Below are 22202 nucleotides of genomic sequence, written 5' to 3' on the forward strand. Positions count from 1 at the left end.
CAGCCGATAAACACGAATCTGTCGCGCTTGAGCCAGTCATCGACGATGTCGAACCATCCTCGCTCCTGACGCACGCGCCCTACCGCTATGGTCATAGGACGTCTCTCCAGAACAATGACGACGAATAAAGTGCAATACAGCAGCGCCCACAACAGTTCTGAGCAGCACTGTCCTTCCATCTTACGAAAAATCAATAAGTTGCAACATAACCTCAAGATGAGGCGCTGCATCAGCTCATCCGGCGCAGGGATCCCTTGTGTTTTAGGATGGGAAGGGTTTTGGCTGAGGGCAACTGAGCCGGGATCCGTTCACGGCGGTGGAGCGGAGCCCACAACAACAGGGAGGGCAGCGTGGTTCAAGCCAAGATTTTGTTCGCAGCGGCAGAGGCAGCACCTTTGGCCAAGGTGGGGGGCATGGCGGATGTGGTGGGATCCCTGCCTGTCGTTTTGCGCAAGCTGGGTCAGGATGTCCGCATCATCATGCCTCTGTATGGCTTTCTCTGGGACAAGTTCGGCCAGGAACCGGGGCAATACCCCCGCTCGAAAGATCCCATCTGGTCTAAACAGGTTATGGGTCAGGTGGCCGATATTTACGAAAGCGTTTTGCCCGGCACCGATGTGCCCCTCTACTTGGTCAGCCACTACTGCTTTGCTCCCCACCGCATCTACTACGGCGAGGACGAGTTCTGGCGCTTCACCTTTTTTGCCAACGCCGTAGCCGAATTTGCCTGGACTTACTACCCCTGGAAACCCAACATCATCCACTGCCACGATTGGCACACCGGCATGATCCCGGCCTGGATGCACCAAGCTCCCGATATTGGCACGGTGTTCACCATCCACAACCTGGCCTACCAAGGGCCCTGGCGCTGGCAACTGGAGCGCATGACCTGGCTGCCCTGGTATTTTTCTGCCCACAACACCATGGCTGCCGGGATCCTCTACGCCGACCAAGTGAACACCGTCTCGCCCACCTATGCGATGGAAATTCGCACCCCTCTGCATGGGGAAGGACTGCAGGACTTGTTGGCCTGGAAAGGGGAACGGTTGCGAGGAATTTTGAATGGGATCGACATCGATAGGTTTGATCCCCGCACCGACCCAGACCTAGAGGCCAATTTCAGCATCGATGATCTCAGCGGGCGGGCGGCCAACAAAGCCACGCTACAGGCCAAGTTGGGCTTGACCGTCAACCCAGATACCTTTCTGATGGGCATGGTGGCCCGTTTGGTGGAGCAAAAAGGGATCGACTTGCTCATCCAAGCCCTGGATCGCTTCCTGGACTACAGCGACGCGCAATTCGTTTTGCTGGGAGGCAGCGGCGAAGCCTACTACGAAGGGCGGATCCGGGAGATGGCCGAGCGGCACCCGGGCAAAATGGCCTACCAAAAAGGCTACCAACCCAAGCTGGCCCAGTTGATCTACGGGGGGGCAGATGCGTTTTTGATGCCCAGCCGCTTTGAACCTTGTGGCATCAGCCAGATGATCGCCATGCGCTATGGGTGTGTGCCCATTGTCCGCCGCACGGGGGGGCTGGTGGATACCGTCAGCCACCACATCCCCAGCAAGGGGATCGGCACCGGCTACTGCTTTGACCGCTACGAAGCCCTGGACTTCTACACCTGTCTGGCGCGGGCTTGGGAAGCCTTCCAGCACAAAGAAACTTGGCAAGCGCTGCAGAAGCGGGGCATGGCCAGCGATTTCAGTTGGCACCGCTCAGCGCTGGAATACCTGCGCATGTATGAGCTGATTCTCAACCTACCGCTGCTGCCGGAAAAGCCTCCAGAGCCACCCAACTCGCCCAGCTCCTCTCCGCCCAAGCTCAAGAAGCCCATCTCCTCCCAGCCTCGCTCCAAAGGGATCCCTGAGCTGCAGCAAAGACCCGAGGAGTAGGGTAGAGTGGAACGGGTCAAAAAAGGTTTTGGGGGTTACCCGCACATGATTGGACGACGTCCTACTGTTGCTTCCCAAGGCTGTCGCCAGGACGCCATCGCCCAGGGGCTCAGCCTTCTGCGCCGTTCTTGGGCGCGGTTGGTTTTCGGCGTATTACTCGGCCTCATCTTGGGCGTGGGCTCCACCTTCTGGGCCACCGCTCAGCAGCTCCCTGCCGGACAGCAGCTTATTCCCAATCCGCAGCAGTTTCGCGCCCTAGAGCAGCCCAGCAGCGCCCTCAGCGCGTTGCGAGCCGAACAACTGGCTGCCGAAGCCAATGCCGCCATCCAAGCGCAAAACTACGACCAGGCTGTCGAGCTGCTGCAGCAGGTGTTCAACGCCTACAACCAGCGCTCCAACTACCACCAAGATCTCTCCCGCGCCTTCGCCGGGATCCAAAACCGCATCTCCGAAGAACAGCGGGAGCTGGCCCGTGTTGCCGCCCAAGCCCGGGATCAAGCTGCCTACGATTTGGCCGTGGTCTACCGCGCCGCCGGGCGACCGGAAGAGGCCGTGGGCTGGCTGATCCAGGTCATCAACAGCCAGGGCCCAACCCGCGAGCTGGGCACCCAAGCCTATCAGCAGCTCTTGGAAATCGGCTTTGTCAGCACCCCCTTTCCCAGCTAGAGCTGCTCTTCCAGATTGCGATAGAAAGCCAGCGCCGTTTGCCCATAGGTTCGTTGGTCAAAGCGCAGCAGGGATCCCACCTGGTCTGGTAGCTTCTGGCCGCTGCGATGCTCGACGATCAAGGTTCCGCCTGGCTTGAGCAAGGGCGGGATCAGGGGCAGGAGCGGGGCGTACAGACCGGCCTCGTAGGGAGGAGCAAAGTACACGTAATCAAATGGCTCCAAGTTCAGGCCGCGGCTGAGCAGCTTGCGGGCATCCCCCTGAATGACCTGGAAAGATTGCCCCGGCTGCGCCACCTTGGCCCAGTTGGCTCGGATGATGCGGCAGGCAGGGGCGGCAATCTCGATCCCGGCCACAAAAGCGGCCCCCTGACACAGGGCTTCTGCCCCCACTGTACCGGCTCCACAGCACAGATCCAGCCAGCGACAGCCTTCCACCTGCCCTTGCAAGATGTTGAACAAGGCCTGCCTCACCCGGCCAGGGGTGGGTCGGGTGCCCAAGCCAGTGGGAGTTTGCAGCGCTCGTTTGCCGCTGATGCGCAGGCTCATGGGATCCCTTCAGGGGTTAGGCGTGGCCGGCAACTGGCCGGTCAACCCACTGCGCTGGGCGGCGCGATCCCGCTCCATCTGGATTTGCTCCACCAAAGGTTGGGGCAGTTGGGCAGAAGCTTGCAGGGCCTGATCGAAAAGGGGGACGGCCTCTCGGTCTTGCCCTTTGGAAACCAGAATTTGCGCCTTGAGGTAATAGAGCTCCGGGTTGTTGCAGGAAGCAGCAATGGCTCGATCCACCGCCTCCAGCGCCTCGTCAAAGCGCTGCATATCCCGGTAGGCCAGAGCTTGGCCGCGGTAGGACAGATAGTCAGGCGCTGCCATCCGAAACTGATTCAGAGCCTTCTCCCGGTAGGTCAGCAGCAAATCCATGTAGCCGTTGAGCAGATTCAGCTCCGGATCGCTGCTGTCCACTGCCTGGGCGGCCCGGATGGAGGCAAACAATTGATTGAGGGTGGGCAGAGCCTTGGGCAAACCGATGACCACCCCATCTCGCACCACAATGTTGGCTGCCTCTAGCCCGTAGCCCACACCCTCATAAAGGTTGCCCCGCAGGGGATCCGTCTTTTTCAACTCGGCGGCCACCTGTCGGGTTTGAGTGGCCAACTGGGCAAATGCTTCCAGATCTCCTTCCTGATAGGCCAGCGCTGCCAACAGGGCATAGACCATCGGCTCTTCGGGAGAGGCTTTCTTGGCCATTTCCAGCTTTTCCCGGCTCTGGCTGTAGCGGCCTGCACAGAAGAACTCTTCAAAAGCTGCCGCCACCTCCGGCCTGATGGGGCGGGCATTGTCCCCGCTGCGGAAGGGATCCTGCGCCCAAACCGGCAGAGCGGATCCCCACACCCAACAGAGCACCCCCAGCAGTTTGCCCAGCCTGCTCATTTTGCCGATACTCATCCCCAGTGCCTCAACTCCCACCCCCATCTAACCCTCTCTTCAGCGCAGCAGTTGGGCAATCGAAGCAATAGCGGCATCTTGAACCAACTCATTGGGCTCATAGGCCAGAAGATCGTGCAAGGGATCCAAGGCGCGCGGATCCCCAATTTGGCCGAGGGCACGGGCTGCCGCCTCCCGCACCACCGGTTCATCGTCCGCAAGCTTGGTCAGCAAAGCCGGCACCGCCTCCACCACCCGCATTTGCCCCAACCGGTAAATGGTTTGCAGTTGAGCCTCAAGAGGGGTTGCTGGGAGAGCAGAGCTGTACACAGAAATACCCGCAGAACCGTCGTAGGAATAGCCGCCGTGCGCCATCGAGATAGCCGAGAGAGCCTGCAACGCCTCTAGGGCACGATATCGCTCTACCCCGCTCATCTGGGGCAATTGGGCCACCAGATCCTCAAAAGCTCGCTGCACAGGATCGGCAGCCGCAGTCTGCTGGGCAATGCGAGTTAATTGGCGATCCGCCTGCACCTGCTGCCAAGACTGAAACGCCGTCAGACCTGCCACTATCAGAGCCGCATCGGCCAGAATGGCCAACAGCGCCATTCCTCCCCAAATCTTGCTGCGACGGCTGAGCCTTTGCATTTGCTTGTCCACATAGACAAAGGCTTGGTGCTGCCGTTCCCAAAAGTCGGGGGCCACCTGCAGAGTTTGGGCGCTCAGATCGGGAGACAGAAGGTTTTCCTCGCGGGCTACCTCCAGGCTCTGTAGCCTCTGATTCAAGCGAGAAAATTGTTTCGTCCAGAGCCAAGTAAACATCAGGTCACGTCCTCTCTCCAAGCCTGCCAATGAGAACCAAGTCCTGCTGACACGACATCATGTGGCCTGTGCTGGCATCTAATCTAGCGTCAGGCAAGGTTGGCCCACTTTCCCTCGCGATCCCAGGGGGGAGCTTATGCGACAGGATAACAAAAGCGTCGGCTCCCCACCACCGGTCTTTACCCCAGAATCGCAGGATACCTCTCATCATGGAGAGGCCGACGAAGGATACAGAGAGGTTGGCTGCACTTGCGACCGAGAGAACCCGAAGGCCACCGCGTCGAGCTTCTCGACACCCGACTGACCGTTTGAGCCATTCTGCCGCTGCCTGAGGAGATGCCATGACCACTGCCCTCGCCCCCCGTAAAACCCACACTTCAGAGGAATACTTTGCCCTGGAAGCTGAATCAGAGGCCACAGGCGGGATCCGCCGTGAATTTCGCAATGGGGAAATTATTGAGATAACTGGCGGCACACCCATTCATAGCCAACTGATTACCAGTGTCAATGCCCTACTTTGGCTTAAGCTAAGAGGCAAGGGTTTTTCCGTTTTTTCTAGTGATCTCAGACTTTACATACCTGCCTTCGAACAATATGTCTATCCCGATGGTATGGTGATCCAAAACCCAGTTCAGCTTAAAGAAGGGCGCAAGGATACTGTCACTAACCCTATCTTAATTGTGGAAGTGCTCTCGCCTGCCACCGAAAGCTACGATAGAGGAGCGAAGTTTGCTGCCTATCGCTCTCTCCCAACTTTACAGGAGTATCTGCTAATTGACCAAGCTCGAATCAGTGTAGAACACTACCGCCGCCAGGGAAATGTCGAGTGGATCTTCAGGGACTACCATGCCCTGGATGATGTTGTTACGCTGCCATCTGTCAACATCACTTTTTCCCTGGCAGACATTTACGGTGATATTGAATTAGAGCAAGATTCAAATGCAACACGCTCCTGACAAGAACCTACTCCCCCACTTGAAACGTAGATGAGGCAAGTTGGGAATGCCTGAAGTGATTCTGCTAGATATCTACATCCGGCTCTGGCTAGGGTTACACGGCTATGCCATAAAAGACTATTAAAGGATGAGATGGGCGACAATGTTTGCAGAAGTATCTAGGGCGTTTTAACTCATTCAAGGGAGGAAAAACTATGACTGCTACCTATGCTGTGTCTTCTAAGCCAATGACTTTTGCTGAGTTTCTGGAGTGGAAACCTAACAGACGATACGAACTACACAACGGAGTTGCGGTTGAGATGCAGCCCACAGGGAAACATGATGAAATCAGTGGTTTTCTTGCCATCGAATTGGCATTAGAAATCCGCAGGTGCAACCTCAACTATTTTCTAGGTCGGGACACCTTGATCAAGGCGCCGGAAGGCGATACTGCCTACGCTCCTGATGGGGTGGTGATTGACCGTACCGCCTTGGCCAGAGAACCCCTGTGGCAGAAATCCTCGACGCTCATCCACGGAACCTCTATTCCTCTTGTCATTGAAATTACCAGCAACAACTGGCGAGATGACTACTGGCATAAGCTGAGTGACTACGAGACGTTAGGTATTGCCGAATACTGGATCGTTGACTACCAAGCGTTGGGGGGTCGTCGGTACATTGGCGAGCCGAAGGTTCCCACAATCTCGGTTTTCCAACTGGTCAATGAGGAATATCAGGCGCAATTATTTCGGGGCAATGACCGGATTCGCTCTAAAGTTTTCCCTGAATTAAACCTCACGGCTGAGCAGATTTTTCGGGCTGGAGCCTAGCATGGTCAAGGCACTTCCGCCCGTATTAACTCGTGGTCAGAGGCAACTTTTTCCAGCCCATTGGCAGAAGCATATCGAATTGGCTGATATATGGCTACCACCCTTCTGAAAGACGTTCCACAATATCCCGACGGGACAACACCTTTTCGCAGGTCTCCCATCTTGGGCCTTTGGGTTCAACTGTGCTTGCGTAGCGCAGCTCAAAAGCGTTGGCCTGTTTCTTGCGCTCTGTAAACTCCTGCAATTTGGCCTCCAGAGTTTCGATATTCTCAATCCACTCATCTTCGATAGTATCGGGCAAAGAACCGAACAAGTCGTAGCGATCTTTCATCCGCTGAGAAAGCACCTCGTATACCTTTTCGTCGTGGGTACCGTGGTACACCAGGTTGAGCATGTCCACACGGTCGCGGGTCTGACCAAAGCGCTTGATCCGCCCGATGCGCTGCTCTAGGCGGGAAGGATTCCAAGGGAGATCAATGTTGATCAGCGTGCCCAAAGTTTGGAGATTCAGACCTTCACAAGCAGCATCGGTGGCCACCACCAGCCGAATGGTACGCTCTCGCACGGCTCTCTTGATATCTTCCCGCTCTGCGCTCCGCCATTCTCCGGCAAAAAACAAACCCGACTTGTGGGCGCCTGCATAGAGAGCCACACTTTCTTGAGGCAGACGTTGGCTCAGGTTGTTGGCCACCCAATCGGCGGTATCAAAATACTGGCTGAAAATGATGCATCCCAAGTCCAGCCAGTGTCGTTCCTGTAGGAAATAGAGGACGGCATCGAGTTTGGGATCCGTGCTCTTTTGGCTCAAGACGCTAACAATGCGCTCCAAATGGGCATATTCTGCCTCTAAAATCTCTGGAAGGTTGTCTAACAGCCAATCTTCTTCTCCGTCCTCCTCAAAAAAACGCCGCTTTTCCAGTAGTTTCTGAGCCGTAGATAGGCCGCTGGCAATACTGGAGCAGATCCGGCTTTGCATGATGCTTTTCATAAACCCAGCGGATTGGGTACGCTGTCTCAAAGCCCTAGCAAAATCTTGGGCAGCTTCATAGGCCACATCAAATTCGGGAGAAGTGAGCAAACCCAGCCCACAGAACATGGGCAATTGCTCTCCCTCGCTCGGCCAAATATCGACGGCAATCCGCTCAAGCAAGCCCAATTCTTCCAAGGTAGAGCGTTTTCGCAATACGGTATGGCGCAGAATTGGGTTGTGTCGCTGGAAAAAAGTCAGCCCCTGTTGGCGCTCTTCCAGGGCATCTCGCAGTTCTTGGCGGGTGAAGTCCTCCAATTCCGTCAGGGGCTTATCTGTGAAGTGTTGACCTTTGAAGAGCTTCAGATCGCTGCGGATGTGGTCAAACAAGGGATCCTCAACAGATGGCGGCAGAGGATTGCGGAGCAAATTCCAGGCAAAATGCTCGTCGGTCACTGCTTGTTGTCCTGTCAAGATGGGCAGGATCCTTTGCGTCTGCTGCCACAACTGCTGATGCCGTCGTCCCAACACATGCTCGGCACCGCTGTTGAGCACTCCCAGCAGATCCCACAGTTCCTCAACATGGGTTTGGATGGGGGTGGCTGTGCCCAAAAGGACGTGCTTGGACTGGGTGGCCGCCTTGCCCATAAAGTCCAAGAGATTGTTGGGTTTGGGATCCCTTACCGTGACACCACGGGTACAGCGGGCGCGGTGGGCCTCATCCAGGACAATCGTGCCAAAGCGTCGTTCCAAAAGGCATTGGGCTTCGGGGGCATTGTGAAAGATGAGACCCGTAGAAACAATACCAATTTGATAGGGGCAACGGCCAATACCTTCAGCACCCTTGGTTTTGATGATGTGCCCATTGGCATCTTGCCATACCTTGCGGTTGGAGAGCCACACAGCAGAGGGAATGCCCAGTTTATCTTTGAGTTCCACTTGCCACTGCTGGCAGAGGGTAGCCGGACAAAGAATTAAGGCTGGCCCATCTTCCAAAAGGCACGCCACCATCGCCGCAACCGCCAAAGACAAGGTTTTACCCAGCCCCACTTCATCTGCCAGAATGAGTCGCACTGCGCCATACAGCTCTCGGTGTTCCAGGAACATTTCCACAAACGACTGCTGCCATGGTTTGAGAACCTCACCCCGGCGATAGAGAGGGGCTTCCACCAATGCGGCTCCAGGAACATCGACAGGTTGCAAGTCTTGAAGAAATACCTCTACCTTGCGAGATAATCGCCCCACCTCTTCCACAATCGCTTCTGGCAGAGGAACACTCCGTTCCCACAGGTACTGAAACTCCGCTTCGACCCAAGCAACCCCTTCTGGCGACTGGTCTTCCCAGACAATTTCGTAATGCTCTTGCCATCCCTGCCGCGTTTCGTTGAGGCTGCCGATAAAAGCAGATTTGGTGCCATCTCTTGCCTCAATAACACCTGCTTTGCCGTGGAGAAAGGGGGCATCTGCGGCTGACACCACTCGCACTTCCACTTTGCCGCTTTTGAGGATTTCGTAAAGTTGACGGTAGCGGGGGCGCTGTAATAGGCTGGTGATCGATTCTCCTTTCTCTTCGTTCCATTTTTCTTTGAGCGCCATTTCTCTGGCCTGGCGGGAAGCTTTGCCGATGGCAATATCCCAGGGATCCAAGTCGCTGTTACAGACGATCTGCACCTGCTCGATGTGTGTAATCTCTTCAGTCACCAATTCAAAAATAGAAGAGCGAAAGTACCCAGCAATGCGCTTGTAGGTGCGTGCCTTTGCCAGGCGATCTTTGAGAAAGACATGGCTGAGCCGCTGCTGGCGGGAACTGAAACGGCGTAGGAAAGAAGTGCTGGACATGGCGGGCTGGGGTAAAATTGTAACAATACTCTAGCCTTAAAATGAGCAGCCGAAGGCGCAAGCAGCGTCTTTGCAGAATAAGCTGATCAGCGCAAGGTAGCCATGTCAACCGTACAAGAGTCTGCAGGCTTTCAGGGCAGAGAGAAGCGCAGCATAGGAGTATCCGAAGCACAAGCGCGGCTTATTCAAGAGAAAATTCAATCCGTCTTTGGCTCGGATCTGTGGGCTATTGTTGTCTATGGATCCCGCGCCAATAATTCATGGGTTCACGGCTCTGACCTCGATTTATTAGTAATTGCAGAGAATATACCCGATTGCAGAAGCAGAGATGACTTACTGCTTCCTACCTGCAGGGATCTAGAAAAACTTCTTGGCTTGGAGATAAACTTTATCTTGCTAAAGCCCACAGAGCTATGCAGGCCAGCCAGCTTGACTTATGAAGTGGCTACCAACCACCACATCATCTATGAAAAGCAGAACTGCATCACGCAGATCAGGGATATAGTCAATCAACTCATCTGTGACAGTTTAATTACGTATAAAGTATGCCGGGGGATCCCCTATTGGGTGAATAACGATGAGAAAGAAATTAGCAAGAGACTACTATCAAAGGGCTAATTATCGCATCCAAGCGTTGTCATTCTTCTATGAGGTTGGCGATTACGCTGATGTAGTTCGGATGTGCCAAGAAATCATTGAGTTATTCATCAAAGCTTGCCTAATCATTAAGGGAATAAACTACGGCAAAACCCATGACCCTGGTGGCCAAGTAGCAGAAAATAGAGAACGGTTCCCAGAGCTTTCTGACGAGGAAATAGCCTTGCTGGAAAACATATCATTTGAGATGCGCAAAGATAGGGAGTTGGCTTTTTATGGAGCTGTAGATATTGTCCCCTTGGAATACTACAAACAAAAAAATGCGGACAAGGCTATAGCTTATGTTAACCAAATAAAGTCGATTGTTGAGAAATACTTTAACTCAGATGCTGAGCTTGAAGGAAGCCCTGACAATACAACTTGTGAGTGAGTTAATCCTATAACTTCTTCTTCAACCCAAGCGTTCATTTCTGATAAGGGCGAGCAAGATCCCGGCGGCTGAGGACTCTTCTGGATAGCGGTGTTCTCGCTTGCGGGCAATGTATTGACAAAAAGCCACCAAATCATCCCGGCGCATGTGGTAGTTGGGCACCAAAGACCGCAGGTGTTCCATCACCTCATCGCTATCCGCCTCTTTCTGCAGTTCGTAGAGAGCAAACAAAACGGCTCGCAGTGCTGAGCGGCCAAATTCGCCCTCAAAGCTGCTCTTCTTGAAGTCTAGAGCATTTTTGAGTCGGGCATTGTTGGGCTGCTGAGAGGCCATCAATTCGCCATAGTCGCCAACTCGAAATGCCTTGGCAAAGTTCTGGTAGTTGTCCAGCTTCTTCAGCCCTACCGCTTCCAGTTCCATCATTTTCAGATAAAAGCGCTCTGCACCACAGCACCCCTCCCACACCCCCTGCGCGATGCCTTCAGGTACAAGATGCTCATTGGCAACCTGCACAGCGTAATCAATAATTTCTCGCACGATGTCTCTTTCGCCTTTGGGTCGGGGGCGCAGGGCTGCTGCCACCATATCCTGTCCATCAATGCGCCGGTAGCCCGTCAATACCCGCAACGCTGCCGCATAACCTGCCATTTGCAAATCGGCATCCTCAAATAGGTTTTCGGTGCGCCCCTTGCCCTTGGTACTCTGATTTAACCCCACCATGGTCTCAATTTGATGGGCAACTTCCTGCCGCACTTCCTCCACCAGTTCGTCCCGATAGGCGGACTCGTCGCGCACCCGCTTGCGCGCTACCAACAATACCGTGCCCTGCACATACCCGCCCTTTTTCAGTTCGGAGGTGGTTTCGGTGGCAATGTACCAAGCGGCTGTAACTTGCAAGCCCGCCCCCCACATGATGCTGGCCATATCCGACCACACTTCCGCATCCTGATGGGTGAACATCACAATCTGTAACCCGTTGTCGGGCATGTGGTTCGCTAGGGCACTATAGGCGGCAATCATGTCCTGCCGAAACTTTTCGCCTTTGCCCTGAATGGCCAACGCCCGGCGACTGTCCCACACCCAATCGGCAAACTCCTTGGGGGGATTCTTGCGCAACCACGCGATGAAAAATTCCGTGATCTCGTGGTAATGCACCGCATCCGCATACGGTGGATCGGTGATGAAAATGTTGCATTTTTCTTTGTTCTGATTTACCGAAACATGGAATATAGAAGCTTTACATGGTAGGAATACACTTTTAAGGTCTTTTTCATAAAAGACACCCTCCATAAAAGTCCAACCTCTCATTCCATAGTTAAACAGGGGATTCAAGGCTTGATTGGTGAAAACATGACTTGTGCTCTCATATCCAATTTGTCCTTCCCACATACATAGCTTTGAGCTTCTGTTTAATGTACGCAATAAAAAAATTTGGCTGGATGCACTTTTGCAAAGTCTTGACAATGTTGACAATAGAATAAGCTGTCGTGCATTAAACAAATGATGCCAATAAGTCCAGCCCCGCTCTCGACTTAAGCGTGTGGTTTCTTCTCCAGGTTCAATCGGCATATCGGGTACCAGTCCAGCTTCTTGCCAGGCGGCGAGGTTTTCTCTAACGATTTGCTCTACTTTGCGCTCTCGTTCTAGGTCGGCGGGGGTGACGCTGGCGAAAAAGGTTTCTTGACGGCTCTTGCCCAATGTTTCGGCGGTGATCCACTGAATGCAATACAGCCGTTCCTGAAAAATATCGTCGGGGCGGGGCATAAAATCGTGTTTTTCCCAGCGGCGCAATTTGTTGCCGGTGGTGCCGTCGGGCAAGCGGTAATCCCCACGAATGGTCTTAATGGGTGTGCGGTATTCTTCCCCATCCAGCACATACACCAAATCGCCCTTTTGCACCGTGCCTTTGGCGGCGGCGGTCATTTCCGCTTCGCTGACCCCGGATACAATTTCAATTTCAAAACGTTTTTGGTCGTAATTGGGGATTAACTTGGCCACCACCTTGCGGGTTTTGCTAATCACCCAACTGGGAGCCATTGGCACCATCCAGCCCGTGTGAGGGCAACGAGTTTCCAGGCAATACAAATAGGCTTTGGCGCGGTTGCCGTGCTCATCATGCTCAATGCCTAGAGCAGTAATTTCCCGATCCACCGCCTCAGCCACTGCTTTTTGGGCTGCTTCAATTTCCCGACGGGTGGCTTCATCGGCTCCCACGATATTCAGCGCTCCCCAAGTGAGCATACAGGCAATGGGATTGAGGTCGCTGGCATAGACATCGCACCCTAACCTTGCCGCCTCAAAGGGAATTTGGCCGCTGCCGCAAAAAGTATCCCCCACTCGTGGGCGATGCCCAAACCGCAAAATCCCCAGTTGTTCCACCAATTCCGGGAAACTGTGGGCATTTGTCCCCAAATGTTGGTTCACCCGATCCCAAATGGGGCCGTAGAGGGTGGCATCGTCGCATTCTTCCGGGCGTTTGCAGAGTTCCAGTTTTTCGAGGTAAGAGCCTTGTGACAATTTGGGTTTATCCCGTTGCGATTTCAGACGGCGTTCCAAACTGCTGTCAGCAATGCCCATCAGCAACTCAAACACTTCCAGATCGGCTTCGGGGTTATCCGTTGCAGGTAGCAATGCCCCCAATACGCAAGCTTTGGCCAGGATCAGAGGTTTGCGCCCTTTCCAATAGCTCCCCAACGCCGTGAGGGTTTGGCCAGCCCCAGCTTTGCGTTCCTTTTGCGCTTCGGCGCTGATTTTTTGGGCAGGCAAGAGCCGCTCGATCAAACTCGGCTTATCTTTCCAAGCAAGGGGGATGATAGACAAGGGAGATCTCCGGCGATACCATCGATCATGGTAGCTCTTAGGGCCCTAAGCCGTGAACTGGGAAGACTATATTCATTCGGATCCCGATATTCTCCTGGGTAAGCCAGTTTTCAGAGGAAGTCGCCTATCGGTGGAATTTATTTTGGGGCTATTTTCGGCAGGCTGGACGGAAAAGCAGATTTTGGAAAACTACCCTACGCTGACTCCAGAAGCACTTAGGGCTATGTTTAGCTATATCCAAGAATGTATGCGTGAAATGAACTTCTACAGTTTTTCAGATAAAGTCAGTTGATGCAATTTCTCGTCAATGAAAATTTTCCACGCTTAAGTATCTGTCTATTGCGAGATGCTGGCTTAGATGTGGCATCGCTCTCAGAGGAAGCTCCAGGTACTAAAGATTTCGAGGTCTTGGCTAGAGCTGCACAAGAGAAGCGGATTATATTGACTTTTGATCGGGATTATGGAGAACTAATTTTTCGTTATTCTTCCCGAGAAAGAGCATCTGTGGTTTACTTTCGTTACCAGCCGAGTACGCCAGAAGAACCAGCTCAGCAATTGCTAAAGTTGATCGGCGATAAAAACTTGGTACTGGAAGGGATGTTTACTGTGATCGAGCGCAATCAAGTGCGACAGCGTCCTTTGTAAGTCTAGCTTGTCCAAATCTGGAATGGACTCTGGAAGAGCGTTAAACAACTTAAGAAACTGGGCAGTGGTGCGAGATTTCACAGTGTTTCGGGGTTTAATTCTTCCGTCTTGCCTGCTTGATACTCGGCTATTGCCTCGGCACCGAGTTTTGCTAACATATCCGCTGAAGAAGCAAAGGATTCTTCCCATCGCTGATCGTCTTCTAGCTCATCAAGAATCAGGCTGGCAATTGCATTTTGCTCCTCTGTGGGTAGAGCTTTTAACTTGCTAATCGCTTTCTCCAGCAGTTCTGTCATCATTTGCATTCTCCCAAATAGGCGGTTTTATCTAGTATAACTTAATCTCTTAGCTTTGTCGTGCCAATGGTTGCTTCACTATCCCAAAAGGGCGAGGGATCTTCTTGCAAGCAGGATAACAGGCTGAGTTGATCGGCTTCTACGGCTTCGCTACGCAAGCTATCGGAACAAGCTGGCTGGTATGGGCGCTTGACCGGAGTGGGCACACTCAGTTCCGTCAAGGGATTTTCTGTGAGGGCATAGCGCAGGGCTTTGCGCCAACCGATATTCCCGTGATCGACACCCCCTGTCGCCGCTGCTGTCATGGTGTAAAGCCACCAGCGCTCTTCTGGACGCAGCCCTCTCCAGTTGCGAATGGCATTGGGGATCGCCTCCGGTTTGGCCCGTTCTACTGCCCAAGCCAGCACCAGCAATTCCTTCCCCAGCAGACGTTCTACGAGGTTGCGGCCAGTTGTCCAACGGCTCGGATTCATTTTTTTCGCCCGCAGGCGGTCATTAAACTCTTGTTTGAGATCCTCAGCAATCTGGCTCCAGATAGACCGGCTGAGAACACAGCGCTCCGCAATGTCCGGCTGTCCGTTGATGCCCGCCTTGATGCCATAGACTTCGTAAATCAGCACAGGAGCGGTTCTGCCGGCAGGTATTTCGACCACAAAGTGGTGGGGATCAACGGTTTTGGGACAGCCGAACCCCACCGTCTCCCATTTTTTATCGCTCACTGCTCTACCTCTCCCGGCTCAGGATTGATTTCCAACCGATGCAAAAAGACTTCCAAATCGTGGCCGCTGCTGAAGTGTAGTTCGTTCAAGCGCAGACTCACCTCTGCCGTCTCATTGCCCAAAGCCTGACGTGCTATCGCAATAAACTGCTCAATGTCTTCCGCTTTTACCACCACATCGCTTCCAAACCGGGTGGTGATGGCTCGGTTCCCTTCCCCCACGGTTAGGGAGATCCCACCCGCCAGTCGCACACCCAAAGCCTTGCTCTGATTGATGGCCGTATAACTCGCCTTATTTCCTTGCAGGTTGAGGCGCTTGTGCAGCTTAGCCGGTTTGTTTTTGTCAATCACCGGCCCTTTTTGGTCGAGCGCCGGGATCGTGAAGTTGCGAGTGGTGCTCACCCCTTGATCTTCGGCGTAGGCATAGATGGTAACGGCTTCTGATCCCTCTAGTTCGATGGGGCCAGTGTAGAGGGTGCCTTCCCGTGGGTTAATGCCCGTGGTGTTCCAGCGAATTTGACCACGGGGTTTCACGGTTAGCTCTACGGTGCGCTTGCCGCCGCCAATACGAGGCTGGTGGGTGAGGGTCAGCGTATTCTTCCAAGCATAGACATCCCCTGTCTCGTGCCGGCCATCCGGGTCAATGGCGACAAACCACAGGGCAGTGGCATTGGTTGTCCAGATCGTATCGGGCACCACAGGGCTGTTGGCATCCACATTGGGCGTGCAGTCGTAGTGAACACGGCCATTTTTGCCCGCATCTCGAGGCAGAATTTCCAAGGTAGCCGTACCGGTGCGGTCATCGTATTCTCGCTGGGTGATGGCTACGGATGTGCGGGGGGGCGGAAAGGGCCCCTTTTCGATGTATCCATCTTCGGTGTACCGCCAGCGACCTTGGCTGACGGCTATCTGCCGCAGGGTATCCATTCCTTTGGGGGGCAACCAGGGCCAGCGCTCGTTGGTGATGGTGCGGGAAACCACGTCTCGCCAAGGGATACGCCGCTCTCCCCCTGCCGGCCACAACAGGTCTTCTGCTCGCGACAGCAACGCCTCGGCATTGGCTTCCACATCGACATACAGCTTGGATGCACCGACATCGGATAGGGCTTTTTCGATCTGCTCTTCAGCATGGAAGGTATTGCCCGTAAAGGTCATGGAGAGCTTGGTAGGAGTCAGTTTGCCCTTGATGGGGTAATAGACCCGATTGAACAGGCTGACCACAGTGGCGTTAAAGTCGTAGGCGGCTTGTTCGGCCTCTTCCTCCAGTTCTGCTTTGTGGGGGGATTTGTCTCCACCGGTTTCTTCCAGTACTCGGGCAACGGCCCACAAACGACGGGTTTTGTCTTCTAGGCTGGCCAGATTGGAGCCATCTCCGGTAACCACACAAAAGTTGTTCTTCTCGGGAACACTTTCCCAAAACTGCTGGGCCTCTTCTGGGGGTGTTTTGCTGTCTGGGCTGAGTACCAGGCACACCCGCGGGCCATTGAGGCGAATCTCATCAATTTTGGGCAGGGCTTGCACCTCTTGATAGGCAATCCGCCGTTGGGGTCGGAAAATTTCTTCCAGCCGCCGCTTCATTTCCGCATCAATTTTCGGCTGGGGAGCGTTGCGGGCACGGCTATCAATGCGCTTACGCAGGTTCTCGATGTTGGAAAAGTACCAAGCATCGTTTTCTTTGCGGTGCAGGTACCAGGCGTTGGCACGGAACGCTTGAAAAGCATCCTGAAATTCGCTGACATTCCGCTGAGGAGCTACTAGGTATTCCAAAAATTGCCCCTCGGTAAAGCCTTTCACAGCATCAACTGATTCAGACAGAGAGGCAGTCAACAGCAGGGCAGCAATCTGACTGGCAGCATCATGGCCCAGTTTTTGATCCACCAGTTCAGCGACAGCAGTGCCATTGGCCGCAATATCGTGGGCAATCGCTCCCTGTAGATTGCTGATTTTGTTGATCTCTTCCCGCACATCTGGGATGTTGAGGTTCAGATGCTGGCAACCGATCAGGTAGACATCGTTGCTGGGACGCTCCCATACCGACTGGATTATTTTTGAAACAAACTGCATCAAGCCGCGAGTTTGACGGTAGCTTTCGTTTTCCTTAAATAGGGCAATGATGTGCTTAACCGAAGGATGGAAAGGGTAAGAAGCATGAATTTCGGCGGCAATTTGTTCGGCAGTTTTGGCAATTGATTTGGCTCTGGCTGCATCTCCCAGCACTTTTGCGTAGGCAGAAGCAACTGCATCAATGGTTTGTACATTGGGCAGGGAGCTAAATAGCCGCTTGCGGAGAATGTCGTAAATTTCCGATGTGCCCAGGTCTACCGGTGTGATGGATCGCGCTTGGCGGTTGGTTTCTTGAGCGAAGTTACCGATTGCTTTTTGCAGTTCCCGTGAGGCTCCTTCGTAGCTGCCGGATAGGTTGGAAATGACAATGCAGCAGCGCTTTAACTTCAAGGCGGCACTCAGCAGGTTCGATAGGGCGTAGGTTGTCACTTGCGCCAATGTACCTCCGCCCACCATGCGGGTAATGGCGTAGTCGAAGTAGGGCGGCAGCTCGTCCAATAGAATGAGGGTGGGTTCATCTCCAATTAAATCAATCCAATCCTGCTCACTGGGGGCATCTGCTCCGTGCTGCCAAAATTTGACAAAAGCCTCTTCTTTCCCCAGTTGCCGGGCAATCTCTCCCCAAATAAACCGTTGCTCGAACTTGAGGCGTCCATTGATGGCAACCAGTTTAGCGTCGGCAAAAGGAGCATCTTGAGCGATGTCTGGCACAACCTCGGCACGCAAAGCGGCATCCCGCGCCAGCAACCCTAGGGCAATCATGGAGTGGGTTTTACCACCCCCCATCGCCTGTTTGAGTTCAAACACCGCTTGGTCGGAGCGACCTGCCAGCCGTTTGAGCCCCTGACGCAGCAACAGATCCATCCCGCGGGTAATGTGGTTTTTGGCGAAGAATGCCCGGGCATCCTCTGCTGTATGCTCGATAACATTCGACAGATTTTCAATTTGCTCAACTATGGCGTAGTTCAAGGCCATAGGATGAATTTGACAAACGTCTTTGACGGTGGGAATCATTGCGGCTAGCTCCTGCTACCCAAGATGGTGACCCTCTCTTCAGCTAAAGGAACTGTGGGGGGTGTTCAGTATTTAGCAGAGCTGACACAGGCAGGCAAGGGCGGCTGTTCGATATTCATGTCCCGCCTTGTTTGGGATGCGACGGTCAGGATGGGGATCCCTCTGTGAGGATTTGGTTAACCTTTTCTGTCCACTGGGGATCTTCAGGTGCAATCACTATGCTCTTGGGTCGGGATCCCAGTTCCCGATAGATGGGCTCCACTGCGGGAGTGCCCCGCAACTGCCAAGCTATGTCTTTGAGCTGTTGAGTGGTCAAGGTCGATAAATCAAGGATGGTCATGTGGATAGCTCCCCCTCTGGGCCAGTGAATCTCTGTAGCTTCGACCCGTTGTGCTTTACCTCAAGATAAACGGAGAGGGTGGGATTCGAACCCACGGTGGCGTGAACCACGGCAGTTTTCAAGACTGCTTCCTTAAACCGCTCGGACACCTCTCCAAACTGCTGGGATCCCCAGACTTTATTCATTATTCATTTATGCTACGCAATGGGCTTCAGGCTGTGCAATCACCAGCCGACCACAACCCCCACAGATTTACCCGCCACTGCCGCCGGAGACCTGAGTGGACGCCTGATGGTTGCGAATGGCCCGCTTGACCAAATTGAGGAAGGCAAAGGCCCGTTGGTCGGTCGGATCCAAGCGCATTACCGTTTGAAAGGCTGCTTCTGCCTGCTGTAGAACGGCCAGATCGATTTGTCCATCCTCATCGGCTTCCAGTTGGGCCTTTTGCAAGAGGAGGGCCCCTCGATTGTAATGGGCTGCCACATGGTTGGGATCTGCCGCCAAAACGGCTTCCAGCTCTGCCAGGGCCGGATCCAGATAGCCGCTCATGCCCAGTACCCAGGCCAGCTTGTAACGAGCTTCGGTATGGGTTGGATCGGCAGCAACCGCCTGGCGAAACGCTTGGATGGCAGCCTGGAAATCGCCCGCTTGTACCGCTGCGATGCCTTCTTGGTAGCTGTCGTGAGCCATGAGCAAGTTGGGGGTTGACTGGGAAGCTGGCATGAGGAAGGGATCCCTTACCTGTAGATTAACCCTTGCCAAACGTGTTGCCCCCAATTCCCATCCCAGGTACCGAGAACAGAGCCGTGCCCCCGCTGGTTTACCGTCTTTTCCCTCTTGGGGGTGCCATCTGCAGCAGGAGAAACTGCCGCGGCAAGAGATTGGAGATTGCGCAAAGCCTGACCTGCATAACCTGCGCCCCTTCCTAGGATGAACATAGCCATTGATTGGGTGTGAACCATGAATGCCAAACTGCTTTTCCTACCGCTGGCTTTGGGGCTGTCTGTAGCTCCGGCCACCGCCGTTTTTCCGCAAACCCTGGGCATCTACCCTCCTTTACAGAGGCTGCAACTGGCCGATACCCGTCAGTTGGATGCTGGCACTCGCTCCATCATTGTCAACCCCGTTCCTTCCGACCTGCGGGTGAATCTGGAGCTGGATCGGCACGGGTCTAACCCCATCTACCGGCCTGGCGAGCCGATTGCCATTACCCTGAGCACCAACCGCGATGCCTACGTTTACCTGTTCAGCATCCAAGCCGATGGCCGTACCCATCTGATTTTGCCCAACCGCTTTTCCGGTGGCAACGAGTTTCTGCGGGCCGGAGAAGTGCGCACCTTCCCGCCGCCAGGGGCCAGCTATCGGTTGACCATCGCTCCACCCTTCGGCCAAGCCCAGGTGTTGGCGGTGGCCTCTCCCCGTCCGCTGAACTTCCAGGAGATTGCCTCTTTTGAGCAGAGTGGCTCCTTTGCCGACGTGCGGGTGCGGGGATCCCAACTGGGCAATGCCATTGCCCGCGCCATCATCGTCGAGGGGATCCCTTCGGACCAGTGGGTGACGGCCACTCGGTTCTATCGGGTTGCCCCGCGCTAATCCAAGCTCTGAGACCTCAGGTGGATGGCCCGCACAGGATCCCCTTCATCGGGTATATGACCAGCCCCACCGTTCAAGCTGGGAAGGAAGTCAACCACCCCAAAGGCTGCCCAAAGATTGGGTTCATCTGCCACAATGAGAGCAGCCAAAAGTAGTCCCGGCTACGTTTCTCCTGTGTGGTTCTGGGTCAGCCGTTCTATGTCCCCTTCCTCCAAGCCCCTGAGCGAGCAGATTCGCAGCATTGACGACCATCTCTCCCGCCGCCCCCTGGATCTGGATCCGGCGGGCTATTTCGTCATCTACTTGGATCGGGAGCAGAACCTCATTTGCGCCAAGTACTACAGCACCGTCATCAATGAGCGGGGGCTGGCCACCGATCCGGAAACAGGAGCTGTGATCCCGGCAAAGGGCTCCGTCAACCGATCCCCTGAACGGGTGTACGTTGGGCGCACGGCCAAAGAACTGTGTGTGCAGATCTTTGAAAAAGAGCAGGAGAAAGTGGTCTCCCAGCTCAGCCATGCGGCCTACTTGGGCAGGGAGTTTCAAAAAGCTGAAGCTGCCCTGATCTCCGGCGAGGAGTACATCCAAGACTGATCCCTTCCCAGAAAGCTCACTTTCGCAAGACTACATCATCCCCTTAGGTGCAGAGCCAGCCGCCGGCTTGGGCTCAGGCTTTTCCACCACAATCGCTTCGGTTGTGAGGTACATTCCGGCTATGGAAGCCGCGTTTTGCAGCGCTGAGCGCACCACTTTGGCCGGATCCACGATCCCCTGGGCAAACATATCCACATAGGTTCCGGTCAGGGCATCGAAGCCAAAGGGCATCTCCTTCTCCAAAACCTTTTCCACCACCACTGACCCTTCCAGACCGGCATTGTGGGCAATCTGAAAGAGAGGGGCCTGCAAGGCTCGGTAAACAATTTCTGCCCCCACCTGTTCTTCGGCATTCAACTTGGCCTTGAAAGCCGGGATCCCTTTGGAGAGGTGCAATAGCGTCGCCCCGCCGCCAGGGACGATCCCTTCTTCCACCGCAGCTCGGGTGGCATTCAGGGCATCCTCAATGCGCAGCTTGCGATCTTTGAGTTCGGTTTCAGTGGCAGCCCCCACTTTGATCACCGCCACTCCCCCGGCTAACTTGGCGATGCGTTCTTGCAATTTTTCGCGGTCGTACTCGGAATCGGTGGTTTCCAGTTGCTTGCGAATTTGAGCCACTCGCTTTTCCACCGCCGCTTTGGTGCTGCCATCGGTCACGATGGTGGTCTTGTCTTTGGTGACGGTGATCTTGCGGGCTACCCCCATCATGTCCAGAGTGACCTTATCCAACTTGATGCCCACATCCTCAGAGATGAGCTGCCCGCCGGTGAGAATGGCGATATCTTCCAGCATGGCTTTGCGCCGATCCCCAAAAGCCGGAGCCTTGACCGCCACCGCATTGAGTACCCCCCGCAGGCGGTTCACCACCAATGTGGCCAGAGCCTCTCCCTCCACATCCTCCGCAATGACCAGAAGAGGCCGACCCTCGCGGGCCACCCGCTCTAGGATGGGCACCAGATCTTGCAGGCTGGAGATCTTGTTGCTGGTAATCAGCAGATAAGCATTCTCATACTCGGCCACCATCCGCTCCGAGTCTGTGACGAAATAGGGGGAAATGTAGCCGCGGTCAAACTGCATCCCCTCCACCACGTCCAACTCGGTTTCCAGCGACTTGGATTCTTCGACCGTGATCACCCCATCTCGCCCTACAGCATCCATGGCCTTGGCGATCATCTCTCCCACTTCGCTGTCATTGCCGGCAGAGATAGTGGCTACTTCGGCGATGGTTTTACGGCCTTCCACAGGCTTGGCATGAGCTGCAATTTGCTCCACCAAGTAGGCAGTGGTCTTTTCAATGCCGCGCCGCAGAGCCACAGGGTTGGCGCCCGCCGAGATGTTTTTGAGCCCTTCCCGCACCATGCTTTGGGCCAGGATGGTGGCTGTGGTGGTACCATCTCCGGCCACATCGTTGGTCTTAGAGGCCACTTCCCGCATCAACTGGGCGCCTGTGTTCTCCAAAGGATCGGCCAACTCAATTTCCTTGGCAATCGTGACCCCGTCGTTGACGATTTGGGGGGCACCAAACTTCTTCTCCAAGACCACGTTGCGTCCTTTGGGGCCAATCGTAACCTTGATTGCATCCGCCAGTTGGTTGATGCCCTGCTCCAATGCCTTGCGGGCCTCTTCTCTAAACAGAATCCGCTTTGCCATAGAATCCGCGATCCTCGTAAGTCTGACTGGGCTCCTACTTTGGGTACTGCCAGGCGGAGTGGGGTT

General features: G+C 54.5%; 21 protein-coding genes and 1 tRNA gene. 10 read left to right on the plus strand and 12 right to left on the minus strand.

Annotated elements, in window-relative coordinates:
* Nucleotides 1–350: 350 nt before the first annotated feature.
* Together glgA and ACVWZJ_RS07025 are read left to right on the plus strand one after the other, a co-directional pair.
* Complete coding sequence (gene glgA, locus ACVWZJ_RS07020) at nucleotides 351–1892, plus strand: glycogen synthase GlgA (RefSeq protein ID WP_011433335.1); 1542 nt, start codon at nucleotides 351–353, stop codon at nucleotides 1890–1892.
* A gap of 45 nt (nucleotides 1893–1937) precedes the next feature.
* Nucleotides 1938–2558: a hypothetical protein gene (locus ACVWZJ_RS07025; RefSeq protein ID WP_457395505.1), complete on the plus strand. Its 621-nt coding sequence runs from the start codon at nucleotides 1938–1940 to the stop codon at nucleotides 2556–2558.
* Here ACVWZJ_RS07025 and rsmD read toward each other — a convergent pair.
* The 3 genes from rsmD to ACVWZJ_RS07040 are packed head-to-tail and all read right to left on the minus strand — an operon-like array spanning nucleotide 2555 to nucleotide 4804.
* Nucleotides 2555–3106: a 16S rRNA (guanine(966)-N(2))-methyltransferase RsmD gene (gene rsmD, locus ACVWZJ_RS07030; protein ID WP_414522494.1), complete on the minus strand. Its 552-nt coding sequence runs from the start codon at nucleotides 3104–3106 to the stop codon at nucleotides 2555–2557. The two genes, ACVWZJ_RS07025 and rsmD, sit on opposite strands and share 4 nt — an antisense overlap.
* 9 nt (nucleotides 3107–3115) lie before the next feature.
* Nucleotides 3116–4003: a Sll0314/Alr1548 family TPR repeat-containing protein gene (locus ACVWZJ_RS07035; RefSeq protein WP_457395509.1), complete on the minus strand. Its 888-nt coding sequence runs from the start codon at nucleotides 4001–4003 to the stop codon at nucleotides 3116–3118.
* Nucleotides 4004–4042: 39 nt separating this feature from the next.
* Nucleotides 4043–4804, minus strand: a complete 762-nt coding sequence (locus ACVWZJ_RS07040) for a HEAT repeat domain-containing protein (protein ID WP_457395512.1) — start codon at nucleotides 4802–4804, stop codon at nucleotides 4043–4045.
* A gap of 341 nt (nucleotides 4805–5145) precedes the next feature.
* On the opposite strand from ACVWZJ_RS07040, the gene ACVWZJ_RS07045 reads away from it, so the two are divergent.
* Nucleotides 5146–5760 carry a Uma2 family endonuclease gene (locus ACVWZJ_RS07045; RefSeq protein ID WP_414357404.1) on the plus strand — a complete coding sequence of 205 codons (615 nt, stop codon included), beginning with the start codon at nucleotides 5146–5148 and terminating at the stop codon, nucleotides 5758–5760.
* Between the two features lie 194 nt (nucleotides 5761–5954).
* Nucleotides 5955–6569 carry a Uma2 family endonuclease gene (locus ACVWZJ_RS07050; protein ID WP_414357405.1) on the plus strand — a complete coding sequence of 205 codons (615 nt, stop codon included), beginning with the start codon at nucleotides 5955–5957 and terminating at the stop codon, nucleotides 6567–6569.
* A 94-nt stretch (nucleotides 6570–6663) separates the two neighbouring features.
* On the opposite strand, the gene ACVWZJ_RS07055 is transcribed toward ACVWZJ_RS07050, so the two are convergent.
* A complete protein-coding gene (locus ACVWZJ_RS07055) occupies nucleotides 6664–9375 on the minus strand; it encodes a phospholipase D-like domain-containing anti-phage protein (RefSeq protein WP_457395515.1) in 2712 nt (903 codons plus the stop codon).
* 102 nt (nucleotides 9376–9477) lie between these two features.
* Between ACVWZJ_RS07055 and ACVWZJ_RS07060 the strand changes: the two genes are divergently transcribed.
* Both ACVWZJ_RS07060 and ACVWZJ_RS07065 read left to right on the plus strand, forming a co-directional pair.
* The gene (locus tag ACVWZJ_RS07060) at nucleotides 9478–9993 is read left to right on the plus strand and encodes a nucleotidyltransferase domain-containing protein (protein WP_457388798.1); all 516 of its coding nucleotides are present in this window, start codon (nucleotides 9478–9480) and stop codon (nucleotides 9991–9993) included.
* Complete coding sequence (locus ACVWZJ_RS07065; RefSeq protein WP_414398902.1) at nucleotides 9953–10402, plus strand: HEPN domain-containing protein; 450 nt, start codon at nucleotides 9953–9955, stop codon at nucleotides 10400–10402. The genes ACVWZJ_RS07060 and ACVWZJ_RS07065 overlap by 41 nt, the downstream gene beginning before the upstream one ends.
* A 21-nt stretch (nucleotides 10403–10423) precedes the next feature.
* Here ACVWZJ_RS07065 and ACVWZJ_RS07070 read toward each other — a convergent pair whose 3' ends face one another.
* Nucleotides 10424–13222, minus strand: coding sequence for an anti-phage-associated DUF1156 domain-containing protein (locus tag ACVWZJ_RS07070; protein ID WP_457395518.1), 2799 nt, complete (start codon nucleotides 13220–13222; stop codon nucleotides 10424–10426).
* Nucleotides 13223–13274: 52 nt separating this feature from the next.
* On the opposite strand from ACVWZJ_RS07070, the gene ACVWZJ_RS07075 reads away from it, so the two are divergent.
* Nucleotides 13275–13514, plus strand: coding sequence for a DUF433 domain-containing protein (locus ACVWZJ_RS07075; RefSeq protein ID WP_011433325.1), 240 nt, complete (start codon nucleotides 13275–13277; stop codon nucleotides 13512–13514).
* Nucleotides 13514–13867: a DUF5615 family PIN-like protein gene (locus ACVWZJ_RS07080; protein ID WP_414398900.1), complete on the plus strand. Its 354-nt coding sequence runs from the start codon at nucleotides 13514–13516 to the stop codon at nucleotides 13865–13867. The genes ACVWZJ_RS07075 and ACVWZJ_RS07080 overlap by 1 nt, the downstream gene beginning before the upstream one ends.
* 77 nt (nucleotides 13868–13944) lie before the next feature.
* Here ACVWZJ_RS07080 and ACVWZJ_RS07085 read toward each other — a convergent pair whose 3' ends face one another.
* The 6 genes from ACVWZJ_RS07085 to ACVWZJ_RS07110 form a co-directional block, all read right to left on the minus strand.
* Nucleotides 13945–14163, minus strand: coding sequence for a hypothetical protein (locus tag ACVWZJ_RS07085; RefSeq protein WP_041437369.1), 219 nt, complete (start codon nucleotides 14161–14163; stop codon nucleotides 13945–13947).
* A gap of 41 nt (nucleotides 14164–14204) precedes the next feature.
* On the minus strand, nucleotides 14205–14882 hold the full coding sequence (locus ACVWZJ_RS07090) for an anti-phage-associated DUF3780 domain-containing protein (protein WP_083757646.1): 678 nt from the start codon (nucleotides 14880–14882) through the stop codon (nucleotides 14205–14207).
* Nucleotides 14879–17959, minus strand: coding sequence for an anti-phage-associated DUF499 domain-containing protein (locus ACVWZJ_RS07095; RefSeq protein ID WP_457395522.1), 3081 nt, complete (start codon nucleotides 17957–17959; stop codon nucleotides 14879–14881). The genes ACVWZJ_RS07090 and ACVWZJ_RS07095 overlap by 4 nt, the downstream gene beginning before the upstream one ends.
* A 145-nt stretch (nucleotides 17960–18104) precedes the next feature.
* A complete protein-coding gene (locus ACVWZJ_RS07100) occupies nucleotides 18105–18299 on the minus strand; it encodes a hypothetical protein (protein WP_011433320.1) in 195 nt (64 codons plus the stop codon).
* 70 nt (nucleotides 18300–18369) lie between these two features.
* Nucleotides 18370–18454 (minus strand) — tRNA-Ser (locus ACVWZJ_RS07105).
* Between the two features lie 97 nt (nucleotides 18455–18551).
* The gene (locus ACVWZJ_RS07110) at nucleotides 18552–19022 is read right to left on the minus strand and encodes a tetratricopeptide repeat protein (RefSeq protein ID WP_414522485.1); all 471 of its coding nucleotides are present in this window, start codon (nucleotides 19020–19022) and stop codon (nucleotides 18552–18554) included.
* Nucleotides 19023–19259: 237 nt separating this feature from the next.
* On the opposite strand from ACVWZJ_RS07110, the gene ACVWZJ_RS07115 reads away from it, so the two are divergent.
* A complete protein-coding gene (locus tag ACVWZJ_RS07115; RefSeq protein WP_011433318.1) occupies nucleotides 19260–19892 on the plus strand; it encodes a DUF4384 domain-containing protein in 633 nt (210 codons plus the stop codon).
* Nucleotides 19893–20090: 198 nt separating this feature from the next.
* The gene (locus tag ACVWZJ_RS07120) at nucleotides 20091–20486 is read left to right on the plus strand and encodes a DUF4346 domain-containing protein (RefSeq protein WP_011433316.1); all 396 of its coding nucleotides are present in this window, start codon (nucleotides 20091–20093) and stop codon (nucleotides 20484–20486) included.
* 30 nt (nucleotides 20487–20516) lie between these two features.
* On the opposite strand, the gene groL is transcribed toward ACVWZJ_RS07120, so the two are convergent.
* A complete protein-coding gene (gene groL / locus ACVWZJ_RS07125) occupies nucleotides 20517–22136 on the minus strand; it encodes a chaperonin GroEL (protein WP_011433315.1) in 1620 nt (539 codons plus the stop codon).
* Nucleotides 22137–22202 lie beyond the last annotated feature (66 nt).

Source organism: Thermostichus sp. OS-CIW-29, assembly GCF_054058195.1.